This window comes from Microbacterium sp. CFH 31415, assembly GCF_022538185.1.
GTDB lineage: Bacteria > Actinomycetota > Actinomycetes > Actinomycetales > Microbacteriaceae > Microbacterium.
Window position 1 is genome coordinate 162038 of sequence record NZ_JAKYXC010000006.1, and the last position, 17225, is coordinate 179262.

General features: G+C 68.2%; 15 protein-coding genes. All 15 read left to right on the forward strand.

Translation table 11 applies throughout. The annotated features are described in order from the left end of the window. The first annotated feature begins 32 nt into the window (after positions 1 to 32). The 15 genes from MK786_RS08770 (at position 33) to MK786_RS08840 (ending at position 17177) form a co-directional block, all read left to right on the forward strand. Entirely contained in the window at positions 33 to 935 is a 903-nt protein-coding gene (locus tag MK786_RS08770; RefSeq protein WP_241111844.1) for an amino acid ABC transporter permease, read from the forward strand. Further along, entirely contained in the window at positions 932 to 1699 is a 768-nt protein-coding gene (locus MK786_RS08775) for an amino acid ABC transporter ATP-binding protein (protein ID WP_241111845.1), read from the forward strand. The genes MK786_RS08770 and MK786_RS08775 overlap by 4 nt, the downstream gene beginning before the upstream one ends. Positions 1700 to 1713: 14 nt before the next feature. Beyond that, positions 1714 to 3342: an NAD(P)/FAD-dependent oxidoreductase gene (locus tag MK786_RS08780; RefSeq protein WP_241111846.1), complete on the forward strand. Its 1629-nt coding sequence runs from the start codon at positions 1714 to 1716 to the stop codon at positions 3340 to 3342. Beyond that, positions 3339 to 4436 carry a pyridoxal phosphate-dependent aminotransferase gene (locus MK786_RS08785; RefSeq protein WP_241111847.1) on the forward strand — a complete coding sequence of 366 codons (1098 nt, stop codon included), beginning with the start codon at positions 3339 to 3341 and terminating at the stop codon, positions 4434 to 4436. The genes MK786_RS08780 and MK786_RS08785 overlap by 4 nt, the downstream gene beginning before the upstream one ends. 31 nt (positions 4437 to 4467) lie before the next feature. Beyond that, positions 4468 to 5646: a Xaa-Pro peptidase family protein gene (locus MK786_RS08790; RefSeq protein ID WP_277397419.1), complete on the forward strand. Its 1179-nt coding sequence runs from the start codon at positions 4468 to 4470 to the stop codon at positions 5644 to 5646. A 20-nt stretch (positions 5647 to 5666) separates the two neighbouring features. Continuing rightward, on the forward strand, positions 5667 to 6362 hold the full coding sequence (locus MK786_RS08795; protein ID WP_241111849.1) for a GntR family transcriptional regulator: 696 nt from the start codon (positions 5667 to 5669) through the stop codon (positions 6360 to 6362). Beyond that, entirely contained in the window at positions 6359 to 7807 is a 1449-nt protein-coding gene (locus MK786_RS08800; protein WP_241111850.1) for an aldehyde dehydrogenase family protein, read from the forward strand. The genes MK786_RS08795 and MK786_RS08800 overlap by 4 nt, the downstream gene beginning before the upstream one ends. 33 nt (positions 7808 to 7840) lie before the next feature. Further along, positions 7841 to 8446: an amino acid synthesis family protein gene (locus MK786_RS08805; RefSeq protein WP_241111851.1), complete on the forward strand. Its 606-nt coding sequence runs from the start codon at positions 7841 to 7843 to the stop codon at positions 8444 to 8446. A gap of 9 nt (positions 8447 to 8455) precedes the next feature. Continuing rightward, complete coding sequence (locus tag MK786_RS08810; RefSeq protein WP_308220034.1) at positions 8456 to 9772, forward strand: allantoate amidohydrolase; 1317 nt, start codon at positions 8456 to 8458, stop codon at positions 9770 to 9772. Between the two features lie 1951 nt (positions 9773 to 11723). Beyond that, positions 11724 to 12179, forward strand: a complete 456-nt coding sequence (locus MK786_RS08815; protein ID WP_241111852.1) for a DUF4440 domain-containing protein — start codon at positions 11724 to 11726, stop codon at positions 12177 to 12179. 30 nt (positions 12180 to 12209) lie between these two features. After that, positions 12210 to 13418 (forward strand): M24 family metallopeptidase, encoded by a 1209-nt coding sequence (locus MK786_RS08820; RefSeq protein ID WP_241111853.1) that lies wholly within the window; start codon positions 12210 to 12212, stop codon positions 13416 to 13418. 221 nt (positions 13419 to 13639) lie between these two features. Beyond that, positions 13640 to 14578 (forward strand): transporter substrate-binding domain-containing protein, encoded by a 939-nt coding sequence (locus MK786_RS08825; RefSeq protein ID WP_241111854.1) that lies wholly within the window; start codon positions 13640 to 13642, stop codon positions 14576 to 14578. 22 nt (positions 14579 to 14600) lie between these two features. Next, entirely contained in the window at positions 14601 to 15395 is a 795-nt protein-coding gene (locus MK786_RS08830; RefSeq protein WP_241111855.1) for an SDR family NAD(P)-dependent oxidoreductase, read from the forward strand. After that, on the forward strand, positions 15376 to 16383 hold the full coding sequence (locus tag MK786_RS08835) for an amino acid ABC transporter permease (protein ID WP_241111856.1): 1008 nt from the start codon (positions 15376 to 15378) through the stop codon (positions 16381 to 16383). The genes MK786_RS08830 and MK786_RS08835 overlap by 20 nt, the downstream gene beginning before the upstream one ends. After that, the gene (locus MK786_RS08840; RefSeq protein WP_277397421.1) at positions 16380 to 17177 is read left to right on the forward strand and encodes an amino acid ABC transporter ATP-binding protein; all 798 of its coding nucleotides are present in this window, start codon (positions 16380 to 16382) and stop codon (positions 17175 to 17177) included. Before MK786_RS08835 ends, MK786_RS08840 begins: the two co-directional genes overlap by 4 nt. Positions 17178 to 17225: the final 48 nt, after the last annotated feature.

Genomic DNA, 17225 nt, shown 5'->3' on the forward strand with positions numbered 1-17225 from the left:
CCGAACCCGATCACCCGAGACGTGAGCCTGCCATGAGGGCGACCGCACGGGAGGCCATCCAGGCCTCGATCGAGGCGCCGCCACAGGTGCATCCCGCCCGACACCGGTGGAGGTGGGTCGCGGTCGTCATCGCCGCACTGATCATCGCCCAGGTCCTCCTGTCGATGATGACCAACGAGGCATTCCGGTGGGGCACGTTCCTCGAGTATCTGTTCAGCGCGCAGATCCTCGACGGGCTGGCCGTGACGCTCATGCTGACCGCCATCAGCATGACTCTGGGCATCGTCCTCGGCACGGTCGTCGCTGTCTGGCGCATGTCGTCGAACCGGGTCCTGAGCGGCTTCGCATGGTTCTTCGCCTGGCTCTTCCGAGGTGTCCCCACCCTCGTGCAGCTCGTCTTCTTCTACAACTTCGCCGCGCTGTACCCCACGATCTCGATCGGTGTGCCATTCCTCGAGCCGTGGGTCTCGTGGGACACCAACACGCTGATCACGCCGATGCTCGCAGCCATCCTCGGCCTCGGGCTGAACGAGGCGGCCTACATGAGCGAGATCATCCGCGGCGGGCTCATGTCGGTGCCGCGCGGACAGGTCGAGGCGGCACGGGGGCTCGGGATGACGCCTTGGCAGGCGTTCAGCCGCATCGTGATGCCGCAGGCGACGCGAGTGATCACTCCGGCGACGTTCGGTCAGATGATCGGGATGCTCAAGTACACATCGCTGGTCAGCGTGCTGTCGATCGGCGACCTGCTCTACAACGCCGAGCAAATCTTCTCGCGCAACTTCCAACCCATCCCGCTCCTCATGGTCGCCTCCGTCTGGTACCTGTTCTGCACGTCGGTCCTCATGCTGGCGCAGTACTTCATCGAGCGGCGGATCAACCGCGGGCATCGCCCCGTCGTCGTCACCCGCAGCCGAGTGGAGGAGAAGCCATGAGCCTCGTCGAGATCACGAAGGTCCACAAGAGCTTCGGCGACGTGGAAGTCCTCAAGGGCGTGTCGCTGCAGGTCGAAGAAGGAGAGGTCGTCTCGCTCATCGGGCGATCGGGGTCGGGCAAGACCACCCTCCTGCGGTGCATCAACCACCTCGAGACGGTGGATGCCGGATCGATCAAGGTGGGCGGCACGGCCGTCGGGTATCGCGAGCAGCGCGACGGGTTCCACGAGCTTCCTGAGCGCCTGGTCGCCAAGAACCGGCGCCGCATCGGGATCGTCTTCCAGCATTTCAACCTGTTCCCCCACATGTCAGTACTCGAGAACGTCACCGAGGCGCCCATCCGGGTTCTCCAGACGCCGAAGCGCGAAGCGCGCGAGCGCGGCATGGCGCTGCTGGACCGCGTGGGACTCGCCGACAAGGCGGGTCAGTACCCCGCCTCGCTCAGCGGCGGCCAGCAGCAGCGGGTCGCTATCGCGCGGGCGCTCGCCATGAAGCCGCAGCTGATGCTGTTCGACGAGCCGACCTCCGCTCTGGACCCCGAGCTCGTCGCCGAGGTCCTGGATGTGGTGCGCGACCTGGCCAACGACGGCATGACGATGATCATCGTCACCCACGAGCTCCGCTTCGCCAGCGAGGTGAGCGATCGCATCGTATTCATGCACGAGGGGTCGATCGCCGCCAGCGGAGCGCCCCGAGAACTCTTCACGAACCCGACCTGCGAGCCCCTGCGCGCCTTCCTGGCGCGGTCGGCGTTCGCGAACTGATGGGAGAACGCGGCATGCAACCCCGAGCCTCGAGATATGACGCCCTGATCGTCGGCGGAGGCCACAACGGTCTCGTCGCATCCTTCTACCTCGCCCGCGCGGGGCTCAAGGTCCTGGTCGTCGAGCAACGCGACCGAGTCGGAGGTCTCGTCGCCCCCATCGAGTTCTTCCCGGGATTCCGCGGCGCGATGACGAACACCCCGAGTGCGCTCGAGCCGCTCGTCGCCGCGGACATGCGACTGGAGGACTTCGGCCTCACCTACGAGCGACCCGATCCGACCATGGTCTTCCCGCTTCCCGACGGCGACGCTCTGCTCGCGTGGCGCGACCGGGGGAAGGTGCGCGACGAGATCGCCCGGATCGCGCCGGACGATGTCGACGCGTACTTCGACGTCCTGGCGTTCTTCGACGACTTCGCGCAGACGATCGGAGTCTCGGTCCGGGAGGCGCCGCCGACCCTGGCGGAAGTGACCGCAAAGCTGAACACGCCGGAGCTGGAGCACGCATTCAACCAGATCTTCTTCGGGTCGATCGAGGACCTCCTCTCGCAGAGAATCTCGAGCCCTCATCTCCTCGCGCTGCTCTCGAGCCTGGCGATGTCGGCGGGAAACGTCGCGCCCTCGACTCCCGGCTCTCCCCTGGGGCTGCTGAGGCGCCCGCTGTCCTCCGTGGGCGCCGGCCAGATCGCCCAGGACCCGCGACGAGCGCCGCTGCGTGGCTCGACCGGGCTCCCGCGAGGCGGGATGGGCTCCATCGTGGAGGCGATGGAGCGGTCGATCCGGGAGCTGGGCGTGGAGATCATCACGGGTACGAGGGTCGATCGCATCGTCACGGACGGCGACGCGGTGAGGGGCATCGTGACGACGGAGGGTGTCGAGATCGACGCGTCCCTCGTCCTCTCGAACCTCCACCCACGAACGACCCTGCTGGACCTCGTCGACGAGGCTGCGATCCCCGGCACCGTACGCGACCAGTTGGGGGCGACGAGCACCGCGGGCGGGGCCTACAAGCTCATCCTCGCCATGGACGGCATCCCGACGCACCGCTCGGCGACGAGCAAGGACGATGCGGTGCGCCGCGCCTCCTGCCAATTCCGGTACTCGCCGACCGTCGGCTACCTCGAGGACGCCTACCAGGACTTCGCTGCGGGGCGCGTGTCCGCACGGCCGAAGATGCTCGGCCTCGTCCCCTCCATCTCCGACGACTCCCTCGCCCCGGCCGGCCGGCACATCATGACCGTAAGCGTGTGGTTCGCGCCGTACGAGCTGGCGGAGGGGGCATGGGGTCAGCCGATGAAGGACCGGTTTGACGAGATCTGCCTGGACACCATCGAAGAGTTCATGCCCGACATCCGCGACGTCGTCACCGACCGGGTGAGCTTCAGCCCCCTCGATCTCGAGAACGAGTACGGGCTCGTCGGCGGCAATCAGCAGCACGGCGACATGACACCCCTGGGATTCTTCGCTCGGCCGACGCCCTCCCTGCGGAAGTACCGCACCCCGGTGCGGGGTCTGTACCTGTGCGGCTCGGGTGCGTGGCCGGGCGGCACGGTCACGGGCCTTCCCGGGCACAACAGCGCACATGCGGTCCTGAGCGACATCGCAGGCCCGCGCGCTGACGACCCCGAGACGGTGCCCTCGTGATCGCCACGGCCACGGACATCATCGACCTCGGTGTCGGCGCACCCGACATCCCCACCCCGGCCGTGGCGGCACGGGCCGCGAGGGAAGCGATCGACTCGGGGCGCACGAAGTACGCCGGGGCGCGGGGGATCCTTCCCCTCCGCGAGCGGATCGCCGAGCGCTTCTCGGTGGATAAGGGCTTCGAGGCCGCCCCGGACGACATCGTCGTCTCCGCGGGGGCGAAGCTCACGCTGTTCTGCGTGCTCGCGGCGGCCGGCGCGACCGGCGGAAACGTCGTCTACACGACACCGCACTACGGCGGCTATCCCCACCTCATCCGCCGCGCTGGGCTCGAGGGCCGCCCCGTGCAGACGAGCGCCGTGGACGGATACGCCCTCGACACCGACCGGCTGCGAGCGGCGATCGACGACGACACGGTGGCGGTCATCCTCAATTCGCCGTCGAACCCGACCGGAGCCATGTACGACGCCGCGTCGCTGGATGCGATCGTCGAAGTCGTCACCTCCTGCAGCAGCGCCCTGATCATCAGCGACGAGATCTACTCCGCTTTTGCCTACGACGAGGACGCGATCTCCGTCGGGCGCATCGCGCCGCGCGAGCGCATGGTCGTCATCGACGGCGTCTCGAAGGCGTACGGGATGTCGGGATGGCGGGTGGGCTACGCGGCGGGCCCGCGGGCGCTGATCGCGGCAGCGGGAGCGGTCAACAGTCAACTGACGAACTGCGCCAGCTCGATCAGCCAGCACGCCGCGGCCGCGGCGCTCACGCTGCGACCGTCCGAGTGCGCCGATGTCGACCGTCACCGGAATCTCAGGGACGAAGTGCACGCCCGGGCGAGTTCACTGTCTGGTGCGGTGTCCGTGAAGCCCAAGGGCGGCATCTACCAGAGCATCCAGCTCAACCCGGCTCAGATCGATGCGCTGACGTCGACGGGAGAGTCCGTCGCGGATGCGCTGCTGCGCCGCGGCGGCGTGCGCCTGCCCCAGGACTCCACCTTCGGAACCCCTGGTCTGCTGCGCGTGACCTTCTCGGTCCCGCGTCCGACTCTGCAGGACGGGATGTCGCGCCTTGCCCGCGTCCTCGAAGAACTCTGAATCACCGCGCCACGAAAGGGCTGACACAAAGATGTATTTCACTGAAGACGAGTATGCCGAGCGGCTCACAAAGGTCCGGGCATCGATGTCCGCTTCCGACCTCGATGTCCTCCTGGTCACTGGGCCGGAGAACATCACCTACCTGACCGGGTACACGACCCCCGGGTACCACATCTTCCAGTGCGTGATCGTTCCGATCGACGCGCCGCTGACCTTCGTCGTCCGCAACACGGAGCGCACGAACGTACCCGACCTTCCCTGGATCGGGGAGAGCGTGCCGATCGGCGTGGCAAACCTCTCCGACCCGGCCCCCATCCTTCTCGGCGCGATCAAGGCAACCGTGGGCGGTGCGAGGCGCATCGGATTTGATTCGGCCGCGCTGTTCCTCCCCCCGAAGGTCTACCTCGCACTCGCCGCGGAGCTGGGCGACAAGCTCGTCGAAGCGCCGGGGCTGGTCGAGCAGGCGCGCAGGCTCAAGTCCCCCGATGAGATCGCGCTCATCGAGCGGGCAACGCTCCTCGCCGAAGCCGGGATCGTCTCGGGCCTCGACGCATTCGGCCACACGACGACCGACAGCGACGTCGCGTCCGCGGCACTCGCCCGCGTCGCCGAACTCGGCGGCGAGTACACCGGTTCCCCGGCGTATATCGTTCCCGGTGTCTCTTCCCTGATCTCGCACACGACTCATGCGCAACGACCCGTGCGCGACGACGAGCCACTGCGCCTCGAGGTGTGCGCGTCGATCGGCCGCTACCACGGCGTGCTCACGCGGACGGTGACGCGCTTCGAGCCGACGGACGAGCTTCGACGCTACTTCGATCTGTCCGCCGCCGCCGGGGAGGCGATGCGCCAGGCCGCGCGCCCAGGCGCGACGATCGGCGAGGTCGACTTCGCCGGACGCTCGCTGGTCGAAGCCGAGGTGCCCGCCGAGTACTGGCCGAACCGTGGCGGCTACAGCATGGGCATCGCCTACCCGCCCGGCCTGGGTGAGGGCGACGTGCTCGACATCCGGGCCGGTGACGAAAGGCCGATCGAAGTGGGGATGGTCTTCCACATCCTTCCCACACTTCGCGTCCCGGGGCTTGCCGCTGTGGGCTGCACGGATACTTTTGCCGTGGAGGAACATGACACACGCTTCCTCAGCACCCTGCCCCGACGCGTCCTCACATCGGCCGATGCCGCGGCACTCGATGTGACTGCAACCGTTTAGCCCTACCACCAGCGAGGTCAATGATGCTCAATGACGGCTTGATCGACATCCAGCCACTCGGGCGGGTGGAGAGCCTGGCATCCCGCGCGGCGACCACACTGCGCGAGGCGATCGTCAGCGGGGCCATCCCGACGGGCACCGACATCTCGGTGCCGCGACTCGCGCGGCTGTGCGGGGTGAGCGTCACCCCGGTCCGCGAGGCGGTCATCCATCTCGCGGAGGCCGGACTGGTAACCGTCCACGACCGCGGGGTGCGTATCACGGCCCCCACGCGTGACGCGCTCATCGCCGCGTTCGAGGTGCGCGAGGCCGTCGAGGGGATGACGGCGAGGCTCGCGGCGCAGCGGACGACGGGGCCGCTCGCCGACGACGTGCGAGAGCTCGCCCGCCGGAGCGTCGATGCCGCGCAGGGCGACGACGTGGGCGAGTTCCGCCTGCTTGACTCGCAGTTCCACGAGGCGGTCATACGACTCGCCGCGTCACCCCAGCTCGCCCGGTATGCCCGCAACGCGCTCGATCTGTCGCAGACGCTGCGCAACATCCGGCCCGCCCAGCAGGTCTTCCAAGCGGACTCCGCCCACCGGCACATCGAGGTCGCCGATGCCATTGCGCGCGGCGACGCGGACGCCGCGGAGGAGTTCATGCGCCTGCACGTCCGCGAGGTGCTCGCTCACATGCTCGACACGATGACGGGCGAGGACGGTGAAAGCCGGTGAGCGTCAGCGAGATGACGCAGGTGCGGGACGTGCGGCACTTCGTCGGCGGCGCGTGGATCGATCGCGAGTCGACGGAGTCCCGGACCAACCCGGCGGATCCGACCGACCTCGTCTCGCGCGCGCCCGACGCCGACCGCGGAGTGGTGGCGGAGGCGGTCGAGGCCGCGCAGGAGGCCACGCACCCGTGGGGCGCGCTGTCTGCGCAGGAACGAGGAGCTGTCGTCGCCGAGGCTGCCAGGATCCTGGACGGCAGAGCGGCCGAGATCGCGCAGCTGCTGACGCGGGAGGAGGGCAAGACACTCGCCGAGGCTGCGGGGGAAGTCGACCGCGCCGTGCGGATGCTGACGTTCTACGCCGCCCAGGCGTGGCATCCGCTCGGTGCCACCCTGCCGTCTGCCGACGGGCGCACTCACCTGTACACCACGCGGGTGCCGGTCGGAGTGGTCGGCCTGATCACGCCGTGGAACTTCCCCGTTGCGATCCCGGTGTGGAAGCTGGCACCTGCGCTCGTCGCGGGTAACTCCGTGGTCCTCAAGCCGTCGTCGTATGTCCCGGCCACCACCCAGGCGCTCCTGGAGTGCTTCGTCGAGGCGGGCATTCCCGCCGGAGTCCTGAACGTCGTCTACGGATCGGGATCCCGAGCAGGACAGGCGCTGGTCGACGACGAGCGCGTCGCCGCACTCAGCTTCACCGGCTCCAGTGGGGTGGGGCGCGGCATCAATCTGGCCGCCGCCGCCCGCATGGCCCGAGTGCAGCTGGAGATGGGGGGGAAGAACGCGATGGTCGTGCTGCCCGACGCCGACCCCGCTGCGGCCGCGGACCTCTGCGTGCGGGGCGCCTTCGGTCTGACCGGACAGGCGTGCACGGCCACCAGCCGCGTGATCGTTCTACGCGGGGACGAGCACCGTCTCCTGGACGCACTGGTCGCCCGCACGGCTGAGATCGTCACAGGCGACCCGCTCGATCCCCGAACCACGATGGGACCCGTCGTCACCGATCGGCAGCTCGCCACCGACGTCGGCTACGTGGACCAGGCGCTCGCTGCGGGCGCGGAGCTCGTGGCCGGCGGAACGGCCGAGGGGCTCTTCCTCGAGCCGACGATCCTCCGTAACGTCCATCGCGACAGCGCCATCGCCAACGAGGAGGTCTTCGGTCCCGTGCTCAGCGTCCTCGTCGCCGATTCGCGCGAGGATGCGGTGAACCTGCTCAACAGCACAGAGTACGGGCTCACGGCCGGCGTGGTGACGAACGACGTCGAGAGCGCGATGTCGTTCGCGCGGGACGCCGACGCCGGCGTGATCAAGATCAACCGGCAGACCCCGGGCACCGACGTCAACGCGCCGTTCGGTGGCAACAGATCATCTTCCAACGGGCTCTTCCGTGAGCAGGGCCTGACCGCGACCGAGTTCTTCACCCGAGTGAAGACCGTCTACCTCGGGTACTGAGAGACCCACCCCATTTAGAGGAGCAGTGAGCACATGATCGCCATCGATGAATACGCGGAGGGCCTCGCCAGCGTGCGGGCGCGGAGGTTCGTGGTCCACGTGGACGAGGTCCTCGAGGAGGGCGGGGTTGCCGCGCCGCAGCCTCTTCGGCGCGCCGTCGCTGCCGCCGTGATCCGGAACCCCTGGGCGGGCCAGGGATACGTCGACGACCTCTGGGACGAGATGAACCGGGTGGGCCGCGTCTTGAGCGAGATCCTCGCCGGCCGCCTGATCGACGTCTTCGGTGGTGAGGAGGGGATCCACGGATTCGGCAAGGGCGCGATCGTCGGGATCAATGGCGAGATCGAGCACGCGTCGGGCATCCTGCACGGCCCCGCCTTCGGGCCGAACTTCCGCCGCCTGGTCGACGGCACCGCGGGGATCAGCGCCGCCGAGCGACGGGGCGCTGCGGGGACGAGCATCGCGATCCCGACGAATCACAAGACGGACCGGGCGATCCGCAACTACTACCAGTCCGTCGAGTTCGTGGTTCCCGACGCGCCTCACGCCGACGAGATGGTCATCGCCTTCGCCGCCACGGGCGGTCCGCGCGTGCATGCTCGCGTCGGTGATCTGACGACGGATCACCTCCGCGCGTAGGGGCCCGGCGTGGAATCGCTGCACTCATCGGCACCGCCGTCGATGCTCCCGGTCTTCGAGCGCTTCGACGCGATGTGGGCTGGGCTGGAGCCGATCGGGCGGGACGACACGACCGGCGGGTACCGGCGTTACGCCTGGACCGAGGACGAGCTGCACTGCCGCGAATGGTTCCGAGCCCAGGCTCGGGTCCGCGGTCTGCGGATGGAGACGGACGGCAACGGCAACATGTGGGCATGGTGGGGCGATACCGCGCGGGGCCGTGCCGTGGTCATGGGATCGCACCTCGACTCGGTGCCCGACGGGGGCGCCTTCGACGGGCCGCTGGGCGTCGTCTCGGCGTTCAGCGCCGTCGATGCGATGCGGGAACGAGGGATCGTGCCGCGCCGACCGGTGGCCATCGTCGCGTTCGCCGACGAGGAGGGTGCGCGGTTCGGAGTCGCCTGCGCGGGATCTCGCCTGCTCACAGGCGAACTCGGTCGCGACCGGGCGCTGGCGCTGACGGACAGGAGCGGGGTGACGATGGAGGAAGCCATGCGGTCGGCCGGGCATGATCCCTCGCGGGTCGGTCCCGACCGGGCTCGGCTCAGCTCGATCGCCGCCTTCATCGAGTTGCACGTCGAACAGGGACGTGTGCCTGTCGTCACCGAGACCGGAGCCGTCGTGAACGGTCTTCACGGCTGCTCAGCGGCGGTCGGAACAGCATCCGCCATCCTGCCCCACGGACGCTGGCGGTTCGACCTGATCGGCAGAGCCGACCATGCGGGTACCACGGCGCTCGCCGATCGCGACGACCCCATGCTCCGACTGGCTCGTCTGATCCAGGCTGCGCGCGAATCCGCCGAGCGGGTGGGTGCGGTGGCCACCGTTGGACGCGTCGACGTTCAGCCGAACGGGGTCAATGCGATCCCGTCGTTGGTGCGTGCCTGGCTCGACGTCCGCGGACCCGATGAAGCGCTGGTGCGCCGCGTGGTGTCAGAGGCGGAGGTCGCGACTGGGTCGGCAGCAGCCGAGGAATCGTGGACCCCCAGCGTCGTCTTCGACGAGGCGCTTCGCGACCGCGTCGAGCAGATCCTCGTCCGTCGATTCGGTGGGGGCCCGACGCTCTCGACTGCAGCGGGACATGACGCCGGCATCCTGTCGAACGCGGGCGTACCGACGGCAATGCTGTTCGTGCGGAACCACGACGGCACATCTCATTCGCCCCACGAGTTCGTCGAGCCGATGGATCGCCACAGCGGCGTTGCAGCACTGGCCGATGTGATCAGCGACCTGTCGACGTCCGAAGATGTCGGAAGCTCGATCGACAGGCCGCTGAGTATCCGATGACTCGACTCAGCCGCGGTCCGCGCCGATCGGCGCGCCGTCGCTCGACACCGCCGCACGCTTCCCGTTCCGCCGACGCCGTCTGGTCCCCCAACCGGTGCCGGCGGCTGGCCGTTGAGGCCAAGAGAGTAGAAACACGCAATGCCCGCGATCAGGCCGACCGCCTGCCCCACGAGCGCCTTCTTCGAGCGGGCTGATTCGTTCTCGGCGATTCGAAGGAGAACATGACCGTGGGGGCCCGGCGCTTGGTAGCAGCCAGGTTGCTTGAGCACAAGCCTGACGGTTCCAGCTAGGGCGAGCGCGACGACCCTACCCGGCCGCGCCGGCGGGTTTGCGGCAGCCGCGTGCCCGGGCGGGCGATCATCGTGCGACCAATAGTGCGCGGACGCGCAGCGACGACGCTCATCGGTGGACTCAGCCAATCGCGACGTGGACCTCACTCCTGAACATGAGCGCACCGGCGAGACCGGCTCCGGCAAGAAGCGAGGCGACCCCGGCGACGATCGCTGTGAGCCGCAGCCTCGGCGAGGCCGCTCGGTGCGCGCGCTCCTAAACGCTTCCGAAGGCTCCCATCGCGTGGCGTCCGTCGCAAATTCCGAACTAACGGTTCGGATAGAACCGCCGCTCGCGGACTCGGAGTACATGAACGATATCGAAAGAGAGTGATGCCCATGGGAGGACTCGAAAACACTGCAGCGCTCAGGTGACCGCGTCTTGCGCATTCCTTGCGGAAACGTTCAGCGTCACAGTTTGTCCCCCGAATGGGGGACAGCTACCGTAGTCGATGGAGGCGCCGTGAGGGGCACTGGGGAGATCTGGGGATCTTCGCCCCCACCCGCGACCACACTGGGGAAACACCAATCCGACGGGCACGCTCGGGGCTGGGGGCAGCCCCTCGGGCCGGACTCAAACCAACCGAGCGGCCCGAGGGGACCGGACTGATTCGCGACGCCGGGCCTGTGGGGACAGGCCCGGCTCAGGCCCCGCTGGGGACAGGGCTAACCATATGCGGCCGCTGGGGACGGCCATGGCGACGCGAACGTCAGTCTTACCCTACGGTTCACGCCCTGCCGATGGCATCAATGCAGTAGATGAACGATTAACCCTCTGATCAGCCCAAACGCGTTCACTTGTTGCAGATGGGCGTGAAGGCGCCCCCCTTGTGGCTGGGAAAGGTGCACCGACCAGCGCAAGGGGGCGGAACCTGCGCGTCGGGCCCCCAGGCTTGCAGGGCGGCAGGTCCGGCGGCGACGCGCGATCGCATGCCCGGGACTATACGTGCGCGACTTGTAGTACTTCTTGGGCGGAGGAGACGGACCGGCTGATGGATCCAGCTGGCTCCCGAAGCCGCCACCCATCCACTCGACGGCGAGCCGCGTTGTGCGACGGGATTCGTTCCCGGTCGAGGTGAGAACACTCGTGGGAACAATCTGTCGGCATTTGATGAGCATTCTGGATGCCTCTGAGAACTCGGACGGCCGTATTTCCGCGGTTCCGTCACTCAAGGATGGTCCTGTGATCTCCGCTCGATGGGTTCAAATCCCACCGTCACCGCCACGAAAGGGACCTCGAGATCCGCAATTTTCTGCGGAGAATCGAGGTCCTTCTCATTTGGCGGGGTCACGCTGCCAACGAGGTGCTGACACTCCGGGCTGCGCGAGCGTGATCGAGCGCCTCGGCAACGGCGTCTGGATCGTCACCGAAGAGATCGCCGAAGACTCGAGCGTCATCGCGGCGGACGCATGCCCGAGTATCCGTTGGGCCGCCTTCGGTCATGAGTTCCCGTCGGCTCGACGTCGCTGGCCTCGAGCGGAGTGAGTGAGCCGCGCCACCCGGGCGAGCGGGCGGGGCCAGGACATCATCGTGCACCACGGAATCCGAATTGCGAACAATCGTGCGACATGCGAACCTGGCTGTGAGCGGGGCATCGGAAGCCCATGAACAGGAGGCCTGCGTGGTCCAACCGGCGTTCCAGGTGATCGATGAATCGGACACCTCATCCTTCGGCGCCGATCAGCGTGCCATTTGGCACGAGCAGAAGGCCATCTACACGGCCTTCCTCGCCGGCGACCGGGCGCGCATCGATCGTCACATCCACCCCGACGCCACCATCTGGGACGCCGTCACCGAGCGCATCGCGCGAGGGCTCGGCGAACTCGATGCGATCCGCGCCACCCGCCCCGCCGGCGACGCGCAGCCGGTCACGACCCGAGTCGAGGTCGACGACCCGATCATCGACGTCTCGGGCGACCTCGCCGTCGGGCGGCATCTGCTGCGCGTCGAGGAGCACGGCCCCGAAGGCGGCGTGCGTCAGCTCATGCGCGTCAGCCAGGGCTGGCGCCGCATCGACGGCGTCTGGCACATCATCCACTCCCACGAAGACCTGTTCTCGGTCGAGCCGCTCGCCTGAGCGGCCGGCCCCCTCTAGAAAGGACCCCCCTTGGCCATCGACTACGTCTCGCGCCGCGCTCGTCTCGATGAGCGGCTGGATGCCGCGGGCATCGACGTGCTGTTCCTCCCGGCATCCCAGACCGACCTCGAGTACTTCACCGGTCTCGAGCGCGGCGTGCCGTCCTTCGGCAACATCGGCTACACGAACCACTGGATCTCGGGCGCGTTCTTCTCGCCCGGCAAGGAGCCGCTGTTCGTGCTCACCCGCCACCACCAGGAGTTCCACCTTCCGGGCGGTGTCGCGGGCGACATCGTCACGGCGACCGAGTCCGACGACGGCGCCGAGGTCTTCCGCCGCGCCTTCGACGCGTTCAAAGCCCGCCCGCGCCACGTCGCGGTCGCCGGTGCGCCGAGCGACGAGTCATGTGTGCACGAGTCGGGCGCGAAGGAGCGCATCGCGGTCAGCGGACGCACCTGGGCCGAGACGACCCTCCAGCTGCGTGAGCACCGCCCCGATGCCGAGTTCAGCGTGGCCGACGGTATCCTCAACGGCATCCGTCGCATCAAGGACGCCCACGAGATCGAGCTCATGACCGAGGCCTCGCGCATGGTCGACCAGGTGATGGCTGCGGTGAGCGACAAAGTGGTCGCGGGCATCACCGAACTCGAGCTGGCGTCCGAGATCGACCTGCGCATCCGTCAGCTGGGCTCGCCCTCCTCGTCGTTCGATACCGCGGTGTGGGCTATGGGCAAGGGGATCGAGCGCGACGCGAGCGAGCGGCTGTCGCGCAAGGCGCTGCCCGATCGTGCGGGCGTGAACTTCGACTTCGGTGCGATCGTCGAGGGGTACTGCTCGGACTTCGGGCGCACCGTGCACATCGGGCAGCCTGATGAGGAGTACGAGCGCGTGTACGACATCGTCATGGCGGCGCAGGAGGCCGGTCGCAAGGCGGCCGTTCCGGGCGCGACCGGCGGAGACGTCCACCGCGCCACGCGCGCCGTGATCGAGGAGGCGGGTTACGGGGACTGGTTCCGCCACCGCACGGGTCACAACATCGGCAAGGACGTGCACGAGCTGCCCTACATCTCAGAGGAGGACGAGACGCCTCTCGAGCCGGGGATGATGTTCACGATCGAGCCGAGCGTGTTCTGGCCGGGTCGCGTCGGAGTTCGAGTCGAGGATGTCTTCCTGCTGACCGACAGCGGCGAGACGGTGAAGATCAACGAGCTCGACAACGACATGCGGGTGAACGACTGACCGCAGCATCCGGCTGTTCGGCCTGGCCCCCTTCGCACGAGCGAGGGGGCCAGGTCTCGTTTGGGACTCGACTGGTGTTCGGGCGCGAGAAATGGTTGACAACGTTCGGACGCATAGTGAACACTCGTGCGTAGAACGAACACAGCAGGCGTGAAGAAGCGCGGGGGATGCCGCCCCCGAGGTCCCCTGATCACGCCCATCGACCCGAAGGAGCAGTCCCGATGAAAACCACTGCATCGAGCCGGATTCTCGTCGGCCTCGCGGCCTGCACTGCACTGGGCCTCGCGCTCGCCGGCTGCGCGGGCGACTCCGGAGGCGGCGACGACGCCGGCTCCGGTGGCAGCGTCGAAGTCGCCGGCGTCACCATCCAGAAGAACGACGAACTCGCCGCGATGGTTCCCGACGACGTCGCCGAGCGCGGCACGCTGACGGCCATCCAGTTCGACAACGCCCCCGCCGACACCTTCGTGGGCGAGGACGACCAGATCACCGGGTGGGGCCCCGACCTCGGCCGCGCCGTCGCCGGCCTCCTCGGACTCGAGTACACCGCGGAGGTCTCGGGCGCATTCGACACGTTCATCCCCGGCATCGAGAACGGCCGCTTCGACAGCTCGTGGGCATCGATCATCGTCACGCAGGAGCGCCTCGACGTCGTCGACATCGTCGCGGTCCACGAGAGCACCACCGGCGTCATCACCAAGGAGGACGCGGGGCTCGACATCAGCACCCCCGAAGACCTCTGCGGCCTCCGGGTCGGAGCGCTCGCGGGCTCGGCGTTCCTCATCCAGCTCGACGAGATCATCGCCACCTGCGAAGACGCCGGTGAGGATGCCCCGACCGTCGACTCGTTCCCCCAGCAGGGTGCTGCACTGCTCGCGGTGAGCTCCGACCGCATCGACGCCTTCATGACCGCGAAGGGTCAGCTCTCGTGGCTCGTCCGTGAGGACAGCAGCGCCGAGGGGCTCGAGATCCAGCCGCTCGACTACCAGCCCAACCTCGAGGGCGTCGCCGTCGGCAAGGACTCGGGTCTGACCGAGGTGATCGCCGCCGCCATGAACCAGCTCATCGAAGACGGCTCATACGAGCAGATCATGGGCTACTGGGACATCGACTTCGGTCTGCTCGACGAAGCCGTCGTGAACCCCGACGTCGCCCAGTGACCGTCCGATCCTGAACGGCGACATGCACACCGCACGCCCCGTACGGGCACGCAGCATCTGCCTCGACGGCCGCACCGCGCTCGTCCTGGGCGCGGTCGGGGAACTGGGCCGCGCCGCGGCGACGGCACTCGCGTCCCTCGGCGCCCGTGTGGTCGTCGCGGACGACGACCACACGGCGCTCGAGGGCGAATACGGCGGGGATGAGCGCTTCGATGTTCCCTCGGCGACCACCTCCTCCGCCGGGGGACTCGAAGCCCTCGCCGCCGAGCTCCCCGAGATCGACGTGCTTATCCATCGTCCGCTCGACGCTCACGGCGCATCGGAGACCGGGCAGGCGGAGTCCGGGTTGGAAGCGATCCGGCACTTCGTGCCCGCAATGACGAGGCGCCGGCGCGGATCGATCATCACCCTGACGTGCTCGACCACGACACGTCCGGCGGGTGCCCGCGGGCTCACGGCCTCGCCGGCGGGACGCGACCTCCACCAGGTGGTGCGCGGACTCGCGAGCGAGCTGCGGCCCTTCGGCGTGCGTGTGAACGCGGTCGAACCTCACGGGATCGAACCCACGGCGGCCGTCGCATTCCTGGCCTCGGACTCGTCCGCCCACGTCACCGGCGCGGTCCTGGCCGTGGAGAGCGGGTGGTCGGCGCTGAACAACCTCGACGAGCGGCGCGCCACCACCGCGTCGCTGCATCCGCTGGGCGCTCGGCTCGCCGTCGACGCGCGAGCACGGGGCGCGCGGCTGGCTGCTCTGCCGCTGCCGGAGTACGACACCGACACGATGAATGAGGAAGCCTATGAGCGACGGCGCGCCTGAGGATCGCCCGGGCCGCGGTCCGCTGACCACGACGCTGCAGATCGGCCGCGAACCAACGGGGCCGCGCGTGCGTCACAACAGCGGACGGCGTCTCGCGGCGAAGATCGGCGGCTGGGTCCTGCGGATCCTGGTCGTGCTTATCGTGCTCGAGATCGTCTCGAAGTTCCTCACCGCCGACGCGATGCGGTGGGATGTCGTCGCCGAGTACCTGTTCAGCCCCAAGGTGCTGCAGGGTGTCGGCCTGACGCTCATCCTCACCGTTGTCGCGATGATCCTCGGCTGCCTGATCGGCCTGGTGCTCGCCCTGATGAAGATCTCGAACAGCCTGCTGTTCAACGTCGCCGCCGATGGCTACATCTGGATCTTCCGCGGCACCCCGCTGCTGGTCCAGCTGCTCTTCTGGTACAACCTCGCGAGCTTCCTTCCCAAGCTGACCCTCGGCATCCCGTTCGGCCCGCAGTGGCTCGAGTTCGACACCAACACGGTGATCACGTCGCTCGTCGCGGCACTGCTCGGACTGGGCCTCAACGAGGGCGCCTACATGTCCGAGATCATCCGTGCCGGCATCCAGTCGGTCGATCAGGGGCAGAGCGAAGCGGCCGCCGCGCTCGGGATGTCGCGCCGCCGCGCGATGCGCCGGATCGTGCTGCCGCAGGCCATGCGCGTCATCGTGCCGCCGACCGGCAACCAGGTGATCTCGATGCTCAAGGGCACGAGCCTCGTCAGCATCGTCGCGATCAGCGAGCTCCTCTATACGGTGCAGGTGATCTACGCGCGCACGTTCGAGACGATCCCGCTGCTCGTGGTCGCCTGCATCTGGTATCTCGTCCTCACCACCGTGCTGTCGATCGGCCAGCACTACATCGAGCGCTATTACGCACGCGGTGCGACCCGGAGCGCACCTGACACGTACGCCACGAAGCTGCGCAAGCTGATGGGGCGCACCACGCCGATCACCTTCGAGGCGAAAGAGCAGGATCGCGTATGACCACGCTTGCCGAGCCCATCGTCCGCATCCAGTCGGTGAGCAAGAACTTCGGCCCGCTGGAGGTGCTCCACGGTGTCGACCTCGAGGTGTTCCGCGGCGAGGTCGTGTGCGTCATCGGCCCCTCGGGGTCGGGCAAGTCGACGCTCCTGCGCTGCATAAACCACCTCGAGGCCCCCAGTGCCGGCGTCGTCTGGCTGGACGGCGAGACCATCGGCGTGCGCGAGAGTCGTGGGCAGCTGGTCGAGGTGCCCCCGGCGGAACTCGCCCGGCAGCGCACCGAGATCGGGATGGTGTTCCAGAGCTTCAACCTGTTCGGTCACATGACGGTGCTGGAGAACATCATCGAGGCGCCCACCCAGGTGCTGGGCACGCCCAGGGCGGAGGCCGAGACCCACGCGAGGCAGCTGCTGGAGTGGGTGCGGCTCGAAGGCAAAGAGTCGACCTACCCCCGCCAGTTGTCGGGCGGTCAGCAGCAGCGAGCGGCGATCGCACGCGCGCTCGCGATGCGACCGCGGGTGATGCTGTTCGACGAGCCCACATCGGCCCTCGATCCCGAGACGGTGGGCGAGGTGCTCTCGGTCATGCGACGTCTCGCGTCCGAGGGGCTGACGATGATCGTCGTGACGCACGAGATCGAGTTCGCCCGCGAGGTCGCCGACCGTGTGGTGTTCATGGACGACGGCCGCATCGTCGAGATGGGCACGCCGGAACAGGTTCTCGACTCGCCGCGCGAGGATCGCACGCAGAGATTCCTCTCGCGCATCCTCAACACACGCGCCGACGTCGATGAGTGACCGGGCCGCCGCTCTGACCAGTCCTGTGCTCTGATCAGAGCGGCGCGC